Annotated in this window: 17 protein-coding genes and 4 tRNA genes; 8 read left to right on the forward strand and 13 right to left on the reverse strand. The window is 73.9% G+C overall.

Annotated elements, in window-relative coordinates; translation table 11 throughout:
- Positions 1-130: 130 nt before the first annotated feature.
- Positions 131-331, reverse strand: a complete 201-nt coding sequence (locus ACFQ8T_RS20945; protein WP_430548394.1) for a DUF3073 domain-containing protein — start codon at positions 329-331, stop codon at positions 131-133.
- A 397-nt stretch (positions 332-728) separates the two neighbouring features.
- Between ACFQ8T_RS20945 and ACFQ8T_RS20950 the strand changes: the two genes are divergently transcribed.
- The gene (locus ACFQ8T_RS20950) at positions 729-935 is read left to right on the forward strand and encodes a BldC family transcriptional regulator (RefSeq protein ID WP_079575713.1); all 207 of its coding nucleotides are present in this window, start codon (positions 729-731) and stop codon (positions 933-935) included.
- 46 nt (positions 936-981) lie between these two features.
- On the opposite strand, the gene ACFQ8T_RS20955 is transcribed toward ACFQ8T_RS20950, so the two are convergent.
- The 5 genes from ACFQ8T_RS20955 to ACFQ8T_RS20975 all read right to left on the reverse strand — a co-directional run bounded on the left by ACFQ8T_RS20955 (position 982) and on the right by ACFQ8T_RS20975 (position 2,257).
- Complete coding sequence (locus ACFQ8T_RS20955) at positions 982-1,284, reverse strand: DUF3618 domain-containing protein (RefSeq protein WP_430548395.1); 303 nt, start codon at positions 1,282-1,284, stop codon at positions 982-984.
- Between the two features lie 11 nt (positions 1,285-1,295).
- Complete coding sequence (locus ACFQ8T_RS20960) at positions 1,296-1,712, reverse strand: phage holin family protein (RefSeq protein ID WP_430548396.1); 417 nt, start codon at positions 1,710-1,712, stop codon at positions 1,296-1,298.
- 124 nt (positions 1,713-1,836) lie between these two features.
- Positions 1,837-1,912: transfer RNA gene (locus tag ACFQ8T_RS20965), tRNA-Phe, on the reverse strand.
- A 50-nt stretch (positions 1,913-1,962) separates the two neighbouring features.
- A tRNA-Asp gene (locus ACFQ8T_RS20970) sits at positions 1,963-2,036 on the reverse strand.
- Between the two features lie 148 nt (positions 2,037-2,184).
- A tRNA-Glu gene (locus ACFQ8T_RS20975) sits at positions 2,185-2,257 on the reverse strand.
- 58 nt (positions 2,258-2,315) lie between these two features.
- Between ACFQ8T_RS20975 and ACFQ8T_RS20980 the strand changes: the two genes are divergently transcribed.
- Positions 2,316-2,678 (forward strand): metallopeptidase family protein, encoded by a 363-nt coding sequence (locus ACFQ8T_RS20980; RefSeq protein ID WP_429765994.1) that lies wholly within the window; start codon positions 2,316-2,318, stop codon positions 2,676-2,678.
- Positions 2,679-2,762: 84 nt separating this feature from the next.
- Here ACFQ8T_RS20980 and ACFQ8T_RS20985 read toward each other — a convergent pair whose 3' ends face one another.
- On the reverse strand, positions 2,763-3,998 hold the full coding sequence (locus ACFQ8T_RS20985) for a D-alanyl-D-alanine carboxypeptidase family protein (RefSeq protein WP_430548397.1): 1,236 nt from the start codon (positions 3,996-3,998) through the stop codon (positions 2,763-2,765).
- Between the two features lie 272 nt (positions 3,999-4,270).
- Between ACFQ8T_RS20985 and ACFQ8T_RS20990 the strand changes: the two genes are divergently transcribed.
- Positions 4,271-4,846, forward strand: a complete 576-nt coding sequence (locus ACFQ8T_RS20990; RefSeq protein WP_430548398.1) for an antibiotic biosynthesis monooxygenase — start codon at positions 4,271-4,273, stop codon at positions 4,844-4,846.
- A gap of 21 nt (positions 4,847-4,867) precedes the next feature.
- Here ACFQ8T_RS20990 and ACFQ8T_RS20995 read toward each other — a convergent pair whose 3' ends face one another.
- Positions 4,868-5,632, reverse strand: a complete 765-nt coding sequence (locus tag ACFQ8T_RS20995; RefSeq protein ID WP_430548399.1) for a glycerophosphodiester phosphodiesterase — start codon at positions 5,630-5,632, stop codon at positions 4,868-4,870.
- Between the two features lie 46 nt (positions 5,633-5,678).
- Positions 5,679-5,751, reverse strand: a tRNA-Lys gene (locus ACFQ8T_RS21000).
- A 271-nt stretch (positions 5,752-6,022) separates the two neighbouring features.
- Between ACFQ8T_RS21000 and ACFQ8T_RS21005 the strand changes: the two genes are divergently transcribed.
- Both ACFQ8T_RS21005 and ACFQ8T_RS21010 read left to right on the forward strand, forming a co-directional pair.
- Positions 6,023-6,307: an iron-sulfur cluster biosynthesis family protein gene (locus tag ACFQ8T_RS21005; RefSeq protein ID WP_429765986.1), complete on the forward strand. Its 285-nt coding sequence runs from the start codon at positions 6,023-6,025 to the stop codon at positions 6,305-6,307.
- 194 nt (positions 6,308-6,501) lie between these two features.
- Positions 6,502-7,317 (forward strand): DUF1206 domain-containing protein, encoded by an 816-nt coding sequence (locus ACFQ8T_RS21010; protein WP_430548400.1) that lies wholly within the window; start codon positions 6,502-6,504, stop codon positions 7,315-7,317.
- 21 nt (positions 7,318-7,338) lie between these two features.
- Here ACFQ8T_RS21010 and ACFQ8T_RS21015 read toward each other — a convergent pair whose 3' ends face one another.
- Entirely contained in the window at positions 7,339-8,085 is a 747-nt protein-coding gene (locus tag ACFQ8T_RS21015; RefSeq protein ID WP_429765982.1) for a M50 family metallopeptidase, read from the reverse strand.
- Between the two features lie 171 nt (positions 8,086-8,256).
- Between ACFQ8T_RS21015 and ACFQ8T_RS21020 the strand changes: the two genes are divergently transcribed.
- The 3 genes from ACFQ8T_RS21020 (at position 8,257) to ACFQ8T_RS21030 (ending at position 11,035) form a co-directional block, all read left to right on the forward strand.
- A complete protein-coding gene (locus tag ACFQ8T_RS21020; protein WP_430548401.1) occupies positions 8,257-9,741 on the forward strand; it encodes a DEAD/DEAH box helicase in 1,485 nt (494 codons plus the stop codon).
- 60 nt (positions 9,742-9,801) lie between these two features.
- A complete protein-coding gene (gene msrB, locus ACFQ8T_RS21025; protein WP_429765979.1) occupies positions 9,802-10,206 on the forward strand; it encodes a peptide-methionine (R)-S-oxide reductase MsrB in 405 nt (134 codons plus the stop codon).
- A gap of 61 nt (positions 10,207-10,267) precedes the next feature.
- The gene (locus ACFQ8T_RS21030) at positions 10,268-11,035 is read left to right on the forward strand and encodes a tyrosine-protein phosphatase (RefSeq protein ID WP_430548402.1); all 768 of its coding nucleotides are present in this window, start codon (positions 10,268-10,270) and stop codon (positions 11,033-11,035) included.
- 82 nt (positions 11,036-11,117) lie between these two features.
- Here the strand turns inward: ACFQ8T_RS21030 and ACFQ8T_RS21035 are convergent, their stop codons facing one another.
- The 3 genes from ACFQ8T_RS21035 to ACFQ8T_RS21045 all read right to left on the reverse strand — a co-directional run bounded on the left by ACFQ8T_RS21035 (position 11,118) and on the right by ACFQ8T_RS21045 (position 13,814).
- Positions 11,118-11,603: a MarR family winged helix-turn-helix transcriptional regulator gene (locus ACFQ8T_RS21035; RefSeq protein ID WP_429765975.1), complete on the reverse strand. Its 486-nt coding sequence runs from the start codon at positions 11,601-11,603 to the stop codon at positions 11,118-11,120.
- A gap of 112 nt (positions 11,604-11,715) precedes the next feature.
- Positions 11,716-13,341 (reverse strand): MDR family MFS transporter, encoded by a 1,626-nt coding sequence (locus ACFQ8T_RS21040; protein WP_430548403.1) that lies wholly within the window; start codon positions 13,339-13,341, stop codon positions 11,716-11,718.
- On the reverse strand, positions 13,338-13,814 hold the full coding sequence (locus tag ACFQ8T_RS21045; protein WP_430548404.1) for a MarR family winged helix-turn-helix transcriptional regulator: 477 nt from the start codon (positions 13,812-13,814) through the stop codon (positions 13,338-13,340). Before ACFQ8T_RS21045 ends, ACFQ8T_RS21040 begins: the two co-directional genes overlap by 4 nt.
- Positions 13,815-14,085 lie beyond the last annotated feature (271 nt).

Below are 14,085 nucleotides of genomic sequence, written 5' to 3' on the forward strand. Positions count from 1 at the left end.
GTCCCGCGCGGGGGAGCGGACCTCCCCCGCGCCGGGCCTCGCGCATGACGAAGGGCCGGACGGCTGCTGCCGTCCGGCCCTTCGCGCGCGGCGCCGGAACCCGTGGGTCAACGGGTCCGACGCTGGGGACTCAGCGCTCGTCGCCCCAGGAGTTGTATCGGTTGTCGTACTCGTCGTCGTCGGAGAAGCGATCCTCCGTGGCGACATCCGTGCGACTGCCCTCGCCGCCCCTGAGCTCCTGCTCGAGCGCGTGGTAGTTCGTCTCGGGGCTGTAGTACTTCAGCTCGCGAGCGACCTTAGTCTGCTTTGCCTTCTGACGGCCGCGGCCCATGGCTGAGACCCCCTCAACGTAGGAGCGGGGCTTGCGCCGTCCGTGACGGCGGCCCCGTGCGTAAGTAGTCTGTTCAGACCCCAACGGTACATGCTCGCGCGCCATTCCCTCCACTCCGCGACACGTGCCGCGCGCATCGACGGACGTGGGAGCGGGTGATCCTCGTCGGATGGTGTCTCAGGTCACGAGACCGATCGGTGCGCGGAGCGGTCCGGAGGCGGCTGACGCCCGGCAGAACGGACGCACGAGCACGACTCGGTCCATGCCAGGACGATCCGGACGATTTCATCCGGCTCCCAAGTCGCCTCAATCCCGCTTTCTGCACACAATGGATGAGCGAGACCGTGTCCGCACACCGGGCGCCGCCCGGGCCGGTCCGTACCAGGAGGTGCAGGGGATGTCGCTCCACGGAGACTCCGAGGTTCTGCTGACGCCTGCCGAGGTGGCCAGCCTGTTCCGCGTCGACCCGAAGACCGTGACCCGCTGGGCGAAGGCGGGGAAGCTCTCGTCGATCCGCACGCTCGGTGGTCACCGCCGCTACAAGGAGTCGGAGGTGCGTGCGCTGCTCGGCGCCGCCTCCGAGGAGGCGACGCCGGACAAGTAGGGCGCCCCCAGGGGGCGCTGCGGCGCCGCCCGAGCGCGGGGGGCGCTCAGTGGCGCCGCGCGCGCACGACGACGATCACGACCACCGCCAGCCCTGCCGCCGCGGCGCCGATCAGCACCTGCGCGTTGCGCTTGCGGCGGGGGTCGGTGGCGGGGAGCCCGCCTCCCGTGACGAACGTGCCGGCGTCGCCGGCGGCCTGCTTGGTCGCCCGCGCGAGCTGGTTCGCCTGGTACTTCGGCGAGAGGCGCGTCGCGAGCTGGTCGAGGGTCGCGGCGAGGTCCGCGCGGGTGCGCGCCACCTCGTCCTCGAGCTCGCGGGCCGTCGGGGCCGGGGCCCTGTTCTCGGGCATCGTAGGCTCGGTCACCGGCGCACCCCCTTCTTGATCGTCTCGACGTCCTCCTTGACCCGGTCGATCGTCTCGGGCCGCCGGGCCGCCTTCTTGAGCTGGCCCGCCGCGATCGCGGCGGCCAGGCCGGCGACGAGCAGCATGGCGACCCCGACGACGAGCGCGGAGAGCCACAGCGGCCAGACCGTTGCGAGGCCCGTGATCCCGGCCCAGATGAGGACGCCCACCGCGTAGAGCACGACGACGAGGGCCGCGGCGATGAGCCCGATCCCGATGCCGGAACGCTTCGCCTTCTCCGTCATCTCGGCCTTGGCGAGCGCGACCTCCGCGCGCACGAGCCGTGTCGTCTGTTCCGACAGCTGCTCCACGAGCCGCCCCATGGAGGGTGGCTGCTCGGCGGGCGGCGTGCGCCCGTCGTCCCAGTCCGTCATCGGCTGCTCCGATCCTGCGTGAGGTGATCGTCCGTGCGGTCCCACTCAACCCGTCCCTGCTGGTCCAGGCAATTCCTGGCGGAAAGACGACGAGACCCCCACGCCCTGGGCGTGGGGGTCTCGATGGTGGCTCCGACCGGCGTCGATCCGGTGACCTTTCGATTTTCAGTCGAACGCTCTACCAACTGAGCTACAGAGCCTGGACACGAACGCCCGGGCGCCGTTTCCGACGAACCGGGCGCATCATGCGCGACCCTGACGGGACTTGAACCCGCGACCTCCGCCGTGACAGGGCGGCGCGCTAACCAACTGCGCTACAGGGCCATGGTGGGGAGTGGACTCCCACCGAGGAAGCTCGTTTCGAGCCGAGAAGAAGCGTACCCCATGCTCGCCGGGATCTTGAAATCGGATCCTGACCAGCAAGAACGCTCCGTTCTGCGGGGCTGCCGATGCTGCCGGCGTCCCCGCGGAGTACCCCCAACGGGATTCGAACCCGTGCTACCGCCGTGAAAGGGCGGGGTCCTAGGCCGCTAGACGATGGGGGCTGGACCCGGCAAGCATACCCAGCCGGCAGGGACGGCCCTCGCCCGTCCGTGGGCGAGGATGGGGCCCGTGGTGGAGATGACGCGCGAGGAGTTCGAGGAGGCCGTCCGGGACGGCCTCGACCAGGTCCCGGCCGACCTGGCGGCGATGATGGACAACGTCGTCGTCCTCGTCGAGGACGACGCGCCCGCCGACGACCCCGAGCTCCTGGGGCTGTACGAGGGCGTGCCGCTCACCGAGCGCGGGCAGTTCTGGGCCGCGGGTTCGCTGCCCGACCGGATCACCGTGTACCGCAACCCGACCCTGGCCATCTGCGACACGCGCGACGACGTCGTCGAGGAGGTCGCCATCACCGTGGTGCACGAGATCGCCCACCACTTCGGGATCGACGACGAGCGGCTGCACGAGCTCGGCTGGGCCTGAGCCGCTCTCCCGGCCGACGACGACGGACCTGTGACGCGCGGGGCGTCACAGGTCCGTCGGGGTCGTGCTGCGGGGCGTCGAGCCTCAGGACGGGCGGTACTCCCAGTGCCACGCCTCCGGCTTGCGGCCGTCCGCCTGCGCCCAGGCGGGGTTGCGCCACCCGAACTTCGCGGCGTTCGCGGCCAGCCACCGGTGCTGGGCGCTCGAGCGTTCCTCGACGCCGCCGTTGATGTCGACGGCGATGCCCCAGCCGTGGTCGGAGTAGCCGGGCACGGCCGCGAGGTAGCCGCGGCTCGCCTTGACGGACACCTGCGACTCGTAGGAGCGGTAGGAGTCGCGGATCTGCAGGTGCTCGCCGAAGCGCGCCTGGTAGGCGGCGTCGAGGCGCTCGAGCTGCTCGGCCGCGTCGCGACGCAGGGACTCGCCCGACGCGAAGGACAGGCCCTCGAGGTCGGCGGACGCGAGGCGACCGTTCTCGTACCCCTCGGTGTCGTCCGCGAACTTCTTGAGGGAGGGGGCGGCCTTGCGGGCCGCCGCGGCCTGCGCGTGGAGGATCTCGGCCGGCGTCGCGGGGGCGGGCGTGATGCTGATCGCCGTCGTGTCGGCCTTCTCGATCAGGGTGGTGAGGTCCTCGGTCGCCTCGGCGACGTCGGCCGCGTCCTGGCCGCGGACGTCGAGCGCGGTGCGCTCGCCGGCGCGCGACGCAGTCTCCGCGCCGGAGCGGTCGGTCACGACGTCGCGCAGGTGCGCCGCGCTCTTCGCGACGGCCTTGCGCTGCTTGGCCGGGACCCCGAGCGTCTCGGTCGTCATCCGGTCGGCGCGGGCCAGGGCGTCCTGGGCGGCGGTGAGCGCCTCGTCGCCGGACGGGGCGGCGCTCCTCGCGGCGCCCTTCGACGACGCCTGCTCGGTGTCGGCCTTCGCCGCGCCCGTGCTCGCGGTGTCCGAGCCGACGGCGCCCGACGTCGCGCCCGCGGCGCCGGACAGCGTGGGCCGCACGATCGCCGTCGTGGCCGAGGCGGTGGGGGAGACGGTGCCGAACGTACCGGTCTCGATGGTGCCCACCGAGGACGAACCCGCGTCGGTCGACGCGGCGGTGCGCGTCTCCCCGGACGCGGTGGAGTTGCCGGTGAGCACCACCCCGGTCGTCAGCGCCATCACGGTGAGCGCGACGGGGACGCCGGCGCGCACGGTGCGGCGCCCGAGGCGCGGCGTGGTGGGACGGGCGGCGGGCGCGTCGGCGCGGACGTCCGCGCGGCGCTGCCGGGTCGGGTGGTGGATGTCGCGGCGCCGGGGCAGCGGCGCAGGGGCGTGCTCGGTCACGGGGGGAAGTCCTCGGGGTAGGGAAGGCGGGGAGCTCGAACCTCTCGGGAGCTCGCACCGGTCGGAAGCTCATTCCATCTTCAACCGTTTCGACGGGTGCTCCGGGCCAGCGAGGCGACCAGACGACACGAATCCCGTGCGGGGCGTAGGGACGAGATGTGAAGACCGGGACATCCCGGCGATCCTCGGAGCGCGCCCGGATCGTGGGACGCGTCGTCCCGCCGGGACGGGGGCGAGGGGCGCGACGCCGGGCCGCGCCCCAGGATGCTCGGATGACTTCCGCACCCGTGACCGTCGCGGTCCACCGTGCCGTGAGCCCCGACCGCGTTCCCGAGGTCACCGCGTGGGTGCAGTCCGGCGTCCGGCTCGCGAACCGCTGGGACGGCTTCCTCGGCTCCGGCTGGATCCGCGCCTCCGAGGGCGCCACGGACTGGATCATGCTCTACCGCTTCGCCGACGCGGCCCGACTCGAGGCCTGGGAGGAGTCGCCCGAGCGCCGGCGCTGGCTCGCCGCCGGGGAGGGGCTCGTCGAGGAGCGGCGGGTGGAGAGGCGCACCGGCATCGAGGGCTGGTTCGACCCGCCGGTGCGGCAGGACGAGCCGACCGGGCCGCCGCTGCTGGCCGCGCCGCCGCGGTGGAAGCAGTCCGTGGCCATCTGGCTCGGCTTCTTCCCCGTGAACCTCGCGTTCACCGTGCTGGTGGGGTGGCTCGTGCCGCCCTTCGCGGAGCTGCACGTGCTGCTGCGGGTGCTCGTCTCGACGCTGGTGCTCACGCCGATCATGTCGTTCTGGGTGCTGCCCTGGGTGACGGGGCGCCTCTCGGGCTGGCTGCACGCGCCGCGGCGCTGAGCCGCCGGGCGCCCGGCCCGGTCAGCCCTGGGCGGGCGACGCCGTCGACTCGAGCCAGTCGCGCAGGGCCGCCGGACGGTCGGTGATGATGCCGTCCACGCCCGCGTCGACGAGCGTGCGCCACGCGGGCTCGTCGTTCGCCGTCCAGCCGAAGACCCGCAGCCCCGCGGCGTGCGCCGTCGGGACGAGGTCCGGGTCGCCGGCGACCAGCGCCACCCCGGGGCTGACGGCGGCCGCGCCGAGCGCGGCGAGGAGGGCGGGCAGGCCCTCGCGCGGGTGCTCCACCAGCAGGGAGCGCGGCACCTGCGGCGCGACGTCGCGCAGGGCCGTGACCGTCTCCGGGTCGAACCCCTGCACGATGAGCCGGCCGTCCAGTCCCGGGTCGTCGAGCACGCGCATCGTCACCGCGACGTCGTCGGCGCTCCAGCGGCCCTTGTACTCGCACAGGACGCCGAGGCCCGGGTGTCGTGCGACGACGTCCAGCACCTCCGCCAGCGTGGGGATGCGCTGCCCGGCGAACTCCGGGCCGAACCACGAGCCGGCGTCGAGGACCTGCAGCTCGTCCCTGGTGCGGCTCCGCACCTCGCCCGTCCCGTCCGTCGTGGCGTCGACCGTCCCGTCGTGGATGACCACCGGGACGCCGTCGGCGCTGAGGTGGACGTCGATCTCGACCATCGCGGCGCCCACCTCCCCGGCGAGGTCGATCGCGGCCAGCGTGTTCTGCGGGGCGTCGGCGGACGCGCCGCGGTGGGCGACGACGGCGGGAACCTGGACGCGGACGGGCACGGAGCTCCTTCGGACGACGACGGCCTGCGACGGTGTCGTGCAGGAGTGGGCCCCGTGGGGATCGAACCCACAACCCGCGGATTAAAAGTCCGCTGCTCTGCCAGTTGAGCTAGAGGCCCGCCGCCGTCCGCCCGGAGGTCGGTCGCCGGCTGCGGACAGCGTACGCGGGGCTGCGGGCGGCCCGTGCGCACCGGGTCCCGGCCACGCCCGTGACGCCGCCCGCAAGGTCACGATCCGGTCACGGAGGGCAACCTATCGACGCGACGGGACGGCTGTCACGCGGGGTCTCACCCACCGGGAGATCTCGTCCCGATCGCGTCTCATCGTTGCGTCGGGCCCCAGGTCCTGTTTCGGTGGACGGGTTCGCAAGGACCGACGAGAGGAGCGTCCATGCTCACCGTGACCGACAACGCCCGTACCGCCGTCCAGGACCTCGCCCAGCAGGCGGGGGTGCCCGACGAGGGCGGGCTGCGGATCGCGCAGTCCGCCGGCCAGCCCGGCAACTTCGAGCTCGCGCTCGTCCCGGCGCCCCAGCCCGACGACCAGGTCGTCGACGAGGAGGGAGCCACGCACGTGTTCGTCGAGGCGCAGGCCGCGCCGGCCCTCGACACCCTGACCCTCGACACCGACCCTGCCGCGCAGGGTCCCGGGTTCGTGCTCACGCCGCAGGCGTGACGTCCGGGCGGGGACGCGCCGCGTCCTGAGGGCGCACCGCCCCCGCCTGACCGGTCCTCCGACGGCCGGGCACGGAGCTTCCTCCGTGCCCGGCCGTCGTCGTGCCGGGAGCGGCCGCGGCGCGGGTGGCGCCCGACGCCCGGATGCGCCATCGTGTGGTGCCGCGACCCGCGCGGCACCGACGGAGGTGACCTGTGTCCGACCTCGCCCGCGCCGCACGACGCTCCTCGCGCAGCGCGAACGACAGCACCGCCCTGCAGGCCCTCGCGCGCGCCGGCTACGTCGCGTCCGGCGTGCTGCACCTGCTCCTGGGCTGGTTGGCGGTACGCCTGGCCTTCGGGTCCTCGGAGGGGAGCGCAGACCAGCAGGGCGCGCTGCGCGAGCTCGCCGCGGCCCCCGGCGGTGCCCTGCTGCTGTGGCTGACGGCGGCGGGCTTCGCCGGCCTCGCCCTCTGGCAGCTCACGGAGGCGGCGGCGGGCGTGCCCGGGACGGACACGGCGAAGCAGGTCGGTGCCCGGGTCAAGGCCGCGGCGAAGGCCGTCCTGTACGGGGCGCTCGCCGGCACCGCGGTGCGAGTCGTGACCGGGTCCTCCGGCGGCGGCTCCGAGGAGGGTCTCACCGCCGACCTCGTGCGCGCCCCCGCGGGCCGGTGGCTCGTCGCGGTGGTCGGCGCCGTGATCGTCGGGGTGGGCGTCTTCCACGTCGTCAAGGGGTGGCGGAAGTCGTTTCGCGACGACCTGCGCGCGACCGGGACCGGCGCCGCCGGGCAGGCGGTGCTGCGGCTCGGCACGGTCGGCTACGTGGCCAAGGGGATCGCGCTCGGCGTCCTCGGCGGCCTCTTCGTGGCGGCCGCCGTCACGGCCGACCCCGAGAAGGCGGGCGGTCTGGACGACGCCCTGCGCACGATCCGGGAGCAGCCGTTCGGGGGGGTGCTGCTCGTGGCGACGGGCCTGGGCATCGCGGCCTACGGCGTGTACTCGTTCGCACGGGCCAAGTACGCGCGGCTGTGACGCGCCGGCGGGGAGCCGTCGTCAGGTCGCGGGCTCCACGATCCACGTCGCGCCGAGCAGCAGGCAGCCGACGGTGACGAGCAGGAAGACCACGACCCACAGGATGCCGGTGGTACGGGTCAGCGCCGCGAGCTGGTCGGCGTCCGACCGCCGCGCGCGCCCCCGGGACCGCTGGGCCTGGAGCTCGAGCACAGGGCGCACCGACCCGATCAGCAGGAACCACGTCACCGCATAGGCGACGGTCGCCTGCGCGGCGGGCTCGAGCCACCACGAGACGGCGACGAGGGCGGCGCCGGAGACGAGGATCGACCAGAGGCCGAACCAGTTGCGGATCTTCAGCAGCAGGAGCGCGAGCAGCAGCACCAGCAGCCACAGCAGCCCGACGGCGTAGCCGTGCCGCAGCAGCCAGGCGGCGCCGAGCCCCGTGAGGCCGGGGCCGACGTACCCGGCGAACGCCGTGACGATCATCCCGAAGCCGCGTGGACGCCCGGCGGACACCGTGAGCCCGGAGGTGTCGGAGTGCAGCCGGATGGCGTCCAGGCGTCGCCCGGTGAGCATGGCGGCGACGGCGTGCGCGCCCTCGTGCGCGATCGTCACGACGTGCCGTGCCACCCGCCACACGGGGGTCACCAGCACGACGGCGAGCGCGGCGAGGCCCGCGGCCAGCACGACCGGCTGCGCCGGCGGTGGCACGGGGGTGGTGGCGGCCGTCCAGATCTGGGTCAGCACGTCGCCGACGGTCGTGAGGAAGTCGTCCACGGCGGCCATTCCACCACGGGCGGCTGAGAGGCCGGTCGGTCGACCCGGGCGTCGGTCGTGAGAGAATGGGGGCAGGTGGCTGCGCGTTGCGCGCCCCGCGTCGTGGAGATCCCCCCGGATTGCGTGCGGCGGACCCCGACCTCGACGTCCGAGACGTCCCTGCCCCGAGAGGCCCTTTTCTTGACTACCTTTGCCGACTTCGGCCTGCCCGCCCCGGTCGTCCGCCAGCTGACGGACCAGGGCATCACCACCCCCTTCCCGATCCAGACGGCGTCGCTGCCGGACACGATGGCGGGCACCGACGTGCTCGGCCGCGGCCGCACCGGCTCCGGCAAGACGCTCGCGTTCTCGCTGCCCGTGGTGACGCGGCTCGCGACGTCGGCGGCCAAGGCCGCGGCCGCCGGCCGCCCGCGCCGTCGTCCCGGCCGCCCGAGGGCGCTCGTGCTCTGCCCGACCCGCGAGCTCGCCAACCAGATCAACGCCACGATGGAGCCGCTCGCGAAGGCCCTCGGCCTCGTGACGACCACCGTCTTCGGCGGCGTCGCGCAGTCCCGCCAGGTCAACGCCCTGAACGCCGGCGTCGACGTGCTCATCGCGTGCCCCGGCCGTCTCGAGGACCTGCTCGGCCAGAAGCACCTCACCCTGGACGACGTCGAGATCACGGTGCTCGACGAGGCCGACCACATGGCCGACCTCGGCTTCCTGCCCGGCGTGAAGCGGATCATGGACCGCACGCCCACCGTGGGCCAGCGCCTGCTCTTCTCGGCGACGCTGGACAACGGCGTCGACGTGCTCGTGAAGCGCTACCTCAAGAACCCGGTGACGCACTCCGTCGACGAGGCCGCCGCCCCGCCGCCGCAGATGACGCACCACATCCTCGCCGTGGCGGACGCCGACGCGAAGAAGCACGTGGTGCACGCGCTCGCGTCCGGCACCGGCCGTCGCGTGCTGTTCACCCGCACCAAGCACCAGGCGAAGAAGCTCGCCAAGCAGCTCACGGGCGAGGGCGTGCCCGCGGTCGACCTGCACGGCAACCTCGGCCAGGGCGCGCGCGAGCGCAACCTCGCGGCGTTCTCCTCCGGGGACGTCAAGGTGCTCGTCGCCACCGACATCGCTGCGCGCGGCATCCACGTCGACGACGTCGAGCTCGTCGTGCACGTGGACCCGCCCGCCGAGCACAAGGCGTACCTGCACCGCTCGGGCCGCACGGCCCGCGCCGGGTCCGGCGGCGACGTCGTCACCGTGATGCTGCCCGAGCAGCGCGGCGACGTCCGCGACCTCACGCGCAAGGCGAAGATCGACGCCCGCCCGCAGCCCGTGGCCCCGGGCGACGCGACCGTCGCCGCGCTGGTCGGCGAGGTCGCGCCGTACGTGGCGCCGCCCGCGCCGGCGGCGCCCCAGCAGCCGCAGCGCCGCAAGGGCGGCGGCCAGCAGCAGGGCGGCGGCCCGCGCGGCCGCGCGTCGCACGGCCAGGCGCCGCGCGGCGAGGCACAGCGCGGGCAGGGGCAGCGCGGCCAGCAGGGCCAGCGCTCGCAGGCGCAGCCGGCGTCGTCCGGCGGCCATGCCTCGCAGGCGGTCCGGGCCGACGGGTCCGCACCCGCCCGCCGTCGTCGGCGCCGCGGCGGCCGGGGCCGCGGGCAGGGCGGCTCGGCGCCCGCGGCCTGAGCCGTCGCAGGGCAGGAACAGCCGCACGCCGGTCCGGGTTGAGCACGACGGAGGTGTCAGATGACGTACGAAGTCACCAAGTCCGACCAGCAGTGGAAGGTCGAGCTGAACCCGCAGGAGTTCGCCGTGCTGCGGCAGGCGGGCACCGAGCGGCCCTGGACCGGTGAGCTGCTCGACGAGAAGCGCGTCGGCGTGTACCGCTGTCGCGCGTGCGGCAACGAGCTGTTCCGGAGCGAGACCAAGTTCGACTCGCACTGCGGCTGGCCGTCGTTCTACACGCCGCTCGCCGGCGACGCCGTCGAGCTGCTCGAGGACCGGTCGCACGGCATGGTCCGCACGGAGGTGCGCTGCGCCCGGTGCGGCTCGCACCTGGGACACGTCTTCGACGACGCGCCGCAGACGCCCACGGGCGACAGGTTCTGCATGAACTCGCTCAGCCTGACGTTCGAGCCCGCCGAGGGCTGACCGCCCGGTCGTCGCGCCCTGCCCGCAGCGCTTCGGGCGGGGCGCGGCTAGGGTCGGTCGGGTGACCGACTCAGCGCCCACTGTGGCCGACGCCGCCGCGGCCTGGACCGCCGCGCCGGCGTCCGTGCCCGACCATCTCGTCAACCTGCGCGACGTCGCGACGGCCGCCCCGGGCCTGGTGCCCGGGGCGTTGCTGCGTTCCGACGCGCCCCGGTCGGGCGACGTCGCCCCGGCCGACGTGGTGTGGCCGCCCCGCACGGTGCTCGACCTGCGCGACCCGGGGGAGAACGGCGAGCCGCACCCGCTCACGGGCGTCGCCCACGTCGTCCCGCTGCCCCTGCTGGACGGCACGGCGATGCAGGGCGCCACCGCGCCGGCGCCGGTGCCCGGCCTCGGGGAGCTGTACCTGCAGATGCTCGAGGGCGTGGGCGCCGGGCACCTCGTGGAGGCGGTGCGGCTGATCGCCGTCGACGACGCGCCGGTGCTCGTGCACTGCACCGCCGGCAAGGACCGCACGGGGGTGACCGTCGCGCTGGTGCTGGCCCTGCTGGGCGTGGACCGGGACGCGATCGTCGCCGACTACGAGCGGACCGGCCCCCACATGCGAGACGTCCTGGCGCGTGCCGCCGTCACCGCGAACCTCGCCGTCCCCGACGCGCACGTGCTCGCGAAGCTGCCGCCCGAGCTGGTCACCGCTCCGGGCTGGGCGATCGAGACGGTGCTCGACCGGTTCGCCGAGCACGACGGCGGCGCACCGGGGTGGTTCCGTGCGCACGGCGGCGGCGCCGAGACGCTGGACGCGCTGCGGTCCCGTCTCCTCGTCGGCTGATCCGGCCCCGGGCACGCGTCGAGCCTGCCGGGACGGGTCCCGACAGGCTCGGCCGACGTCGCGGGCTTGCGCCGACGGCGTCTCAGGAGCGCGTGTCGCGCCAGCGGACGAAGTCCTCCGAGTAGCGGTGCAGCAGCGTCGCGAGCTGCGCGACGTCGGCCTCGTCCCAGTCGCCGAACGCGTCCTTGTACATCTCGATGCGACGGTCGCGGGCCCGGGCGAAGCGCTGGGCGCCGTCGGCGGTCAGGGTGATCCGCTGGCCGCGGGTGTCCTCCGGGTCCACCTCGCGGTGCACGAGGCCGAGCTCCACCAGACGGCTGAGCTGTCGGGACACGGTGGCACGACCGACGCCGAAGTGTGCGGCGAGGTCGGAGCCGCGGATCCCGGGATGGGAGTCGATGTGCGCGAGGATCGGGTAGGCCGACGCCTCGAGCTCGGGATGCACCCGCCGGGCGGTCTGGGCCGCCGACGACTGGGCGCGGCGGATCAGGACCCGGATCTCGCGTTCGAGGGCACCGAACGGGTCGGTGGCCGGGTCGGGCAGGGGCTGGGCGGCGACGTCGTGCATGCGCCCATCATGAGGCTTCGCCGAGGCAAACGGGAGTGGCCTAGCAGGCGAACTTGCACCCGGACGGCGTCTCAGCGGGTGAAATCGACCCCGTCCGGGTGCTGGGCCGGTGTCAGGCCCGTTCGGCGACCGGAGCGGCGACGTCCTGCTCGGCCGACTTCTCCTCGTCGAGCACCTGCTCGATGCCGGAGCGCTGGCCCAGCGGGATCTCCTTCATGAAGAGCACCGCGATCAGCGAGACGACGGCCATCGGCACGGCGTACAGGAAGATCGTCGTGATGCCGTCGGCGTAGGCGCCCTCGACCACCGTCTGCACGGGGGCGGGCAGCGAGGCCAGGTCCGGGACCGCGCCCGAACCGGCACCCATCGCGTCGGAGGCGATGCCGAGCTTCGCCAGGCCGGTGGAGAGGTCCGTCTTGATCTGAGCGGCCATCACGGCGCCGAGCGCCGAGACGCCGATCGCGCCGCCCAGCGAGCGGAAGAACGCGACGCCGGAGGTACCGGCACCCATCTCGTGCACGTCGAGGGTGTTCTGCGTGGCGAGCACGAGGTTCTGCATCAGGGCGCCCACCGACAGGCCGAGGCCGAACAGGAAGACGGAGATGAGCACGAAGCTCGTGTCCACCTCGATGGTCGACAGGCCGAACAGCGAACCGGTCAGGAGGACGGCGCCGCCCACCATGATCGCCTTGTACCGGCCGGTGTTCGAGATGATCCGGCCGAGCACGATGCCCGCGAGCATCGTGCCGACCACCATCGGGATGGTGAGCAGGCCGGACTCGGTCGGCGTCTTGCCGCGGGCGAGCTGGAAGTACTGGCTGAGGAAGACCGCGGTGCCGAACATGGCGACGCCGACGGACGCCGAGGCGACCACGGCGAGCACGAACGTGCGGTTCTTGAACAGGTGCAGCGGGATGATCGGCTCGGCGGCGTTCTTCTCGACGAAGCCGACGACGACGAGCGCCAGCAGGGCGCCGCCGACCATCGCGCCGGTCTGCCACGACAGCCACTCGAACTGGTCGCCGGCGAAGGTGACCCACAGGAGCAGCAGCGCCACGGCGACCGCGATGAGGCCGGCGCCGGCGTAGTCGATCTTCACCTCGCGCTTGGCCAGCGCGGGCAGGTGCAGCGTCTTCTGCAGCACGATGAACGCGGCGACGGCGAACGGGACGCCGACGAAGAACGTCCAGCGCCAGCCGATCGAGTCGGTGAGCACACCGCCGAGCAGCGGGCCGCCGATCTGCGCGACGGCCATGACGCCGCCCATGAGGCCCATGTACTTGCCGCGCTCGCGCGGGCTGATGATGTCCGCCATCAGGACGGTCGCGAGGGCGGTGAGGCCGCCGGCGCCGATGCCCTGCAGGGCACGGAAGCCGATGAGCATCTCGATGTTCTGCGACAGGCCGGCCGCGGCGGCGGAGACCACCGTGATCGCGAGGGCGACCTGCATGAGGACCTTGCGGTTGGTGAGGTCGGCGAGCTTGCCCCACAGCGGGGTCGAGATCGTCATCGTCAGCAGCATCGCGGTGACGACCCAGGTGTAGGAGTGCTGGGAGCCGCCGAGCTCGCTGACGATCTTGGGCAGCGAGGTCGAGACGATGGTGGTGGCCAGCAGCGAGACGAAGACGCCGAGGAGGATGCCCGAGAGTGCCTCGAGCACCTCGCGGCGGGTCATCGCCGGGGCCGGCGTGGCGGAGAGGCCCGGCGTGGCGGCCGCCGGGGTGGGGGACTGACTCATCGGGCGGGGATCTCCTCCTGCGCCGTGGCGCGGTCGTGGGTCGTGGTGAGTGCGGCCGCGACGCTGCGGATCCGGGAGATGGCGTCGGCGAGGTCGTCGTCCGACCAGTCGGAGAACGACTCGGAGACGAGGTCGTCGATGCGTTCGAAGGAGGCCTCCGCGAACTCGCGGCCGGCGTCCGTCAGGGCGAGGTAGCGGGCGCGCCGGTCGTCGTCGTCGACCGTGCGCTCGACGAGACCGGCGTCGACGAGGGCGCTGATCTGGCGGCTGGCGACGGAGACGTCGACGCGGAGCTTCGCGGCGACGTCGGTGATCTGGACGCGCCCGCACCGCGTGAGCAGGTGCAGGGCCCCGAGGCCGGCCCGGGGGAGGTCCAGGTCGCGCGCCACGCGCATGGCGGCCTCGCGCTGGGCGCGGGAGAGCTCCTCGAGCGTCTCCACGAGCTCACGGGCCGCGGTGCGGTCAACGGGCATGGCAGGGCCTTTGCTGAAAGGGGGTGGGTGCTCGGGGCCGGACGGCCGGAGCGGTGCGGCCCGAGGCGGGCCGAGTTGTTGCAGGGTGCAAACATACGCCCGGTGCTTGCAGCAAGCAAGTGTCCTGGTGAGGACTTCACCCGGTGGACGACGACGGGCCCCGGCCGCCCCGGGGGGGGGGGGCGGGGGCGCGGGGCGGGCGGCCCGGCCGGGGGGGCGGGACGCGGGGGGGGTACCCCCCCCCCCCCAAGACGACCACCCGCACCCCCAG

It is taken from the genome of Isoptericola sp. NPDC056618, from assembly GCF_042792715.1.
Lineage (GTDB): Bacteria > Actinomycetota > Actinomycetes > Actinomycetales > Cellulomonadaceae > Isoptericola > Isoptericola nanjingensis.

Bases quoted from the DNA above. Each gene is read 5' to 3' on its own strand.
- ACFQ8T_RS20945 (WP_430548394.1), bottom strand. From the start codon at position 331: ATGGGCCGCGGCCGTCAGAAGGCAAAGCAGACTAAGGTCGCTCGCGAG.
- ACFQ8T_RS20950 (WP_079575713.1), top strand. From the start codon at position 729: ATGTCGCTCCACGGAGACTCCGAGGTTCTGCTGACGCCTGCCGAGGTG.
- ACFQ8T_RS20955 (WP_430548395.1), bottom strand. From the start codon at position 1,284: ATGCCCGAGAACAGGGCCCCGGCCCCGACGGCCCGCGAGCTCGAGGAC.
- ACFQ8T_RS20960 (WP_430548396.1), bottom strand. From the start codon at position 1,712: ATGACGGACTGGGACGACGGGCGCACGCCGCCCGCCGAGCAGCCACCC.
- ACFQ8T_RS20980 (WP_429765994.1), top strand. From the start codon at position 2,316: ATGGGGCCCGTGGTGGAGATGACGCGCGAGGAGTTCGAGGAGGCCGTC.
- ACFQ8T_RS20990 (WP_430548398.1), top strand. From the start codon at position 4,271: ATGACTTCCGCACCCGTGACCGTCGCGGTCCACCGTGCCGTGAGCCCC.
- ACFQ8T_RS21005 (WP_429765986.1), top strand. From the start codon at position 6,023: ATGCTCACCGTGACCGACAACGCCCGTACCGCCGTCCAGGACCTCGCC.
- ACFQ8T_RS21015 (WP_429765982.1), bottom strand. From the start codon at position 8,085: ATGGCCGCCGTGGACGACTTCCTCACGACCGTCGGCGACGTGCTGACC.
- msrB (WP_429765979.1), top strand. From the start codon at position 9,802: ATGACGTACGAAGTCACCAAGTCCGACCAGCAGTGGAAGGTCGAGCTG.
- ACFQ8T_RS21035 (WP_429765975.1), bottom strand. From the start codon at position 11,603: ATGCACGACGTCGCCGCCCAGCCCCTGCCCGACCCGGCCACCGACCCG.
- ACFQ8T_RS21040 (WP_430548403.1), bottom strand. From the start codon at position 13,341: ATGAGTCAGTCCCCCACCCCGGCGGCCGCCACGCCGGGCCTCTCCGCC.
- ACFQ8T_RS21045 (WP_430548404.1), bottom strand. From the start codon at position 13,814: ATGCCCGTTGACCGCACCGCGGCCCGTGAGCTCGTGGAGACGCTCGAG.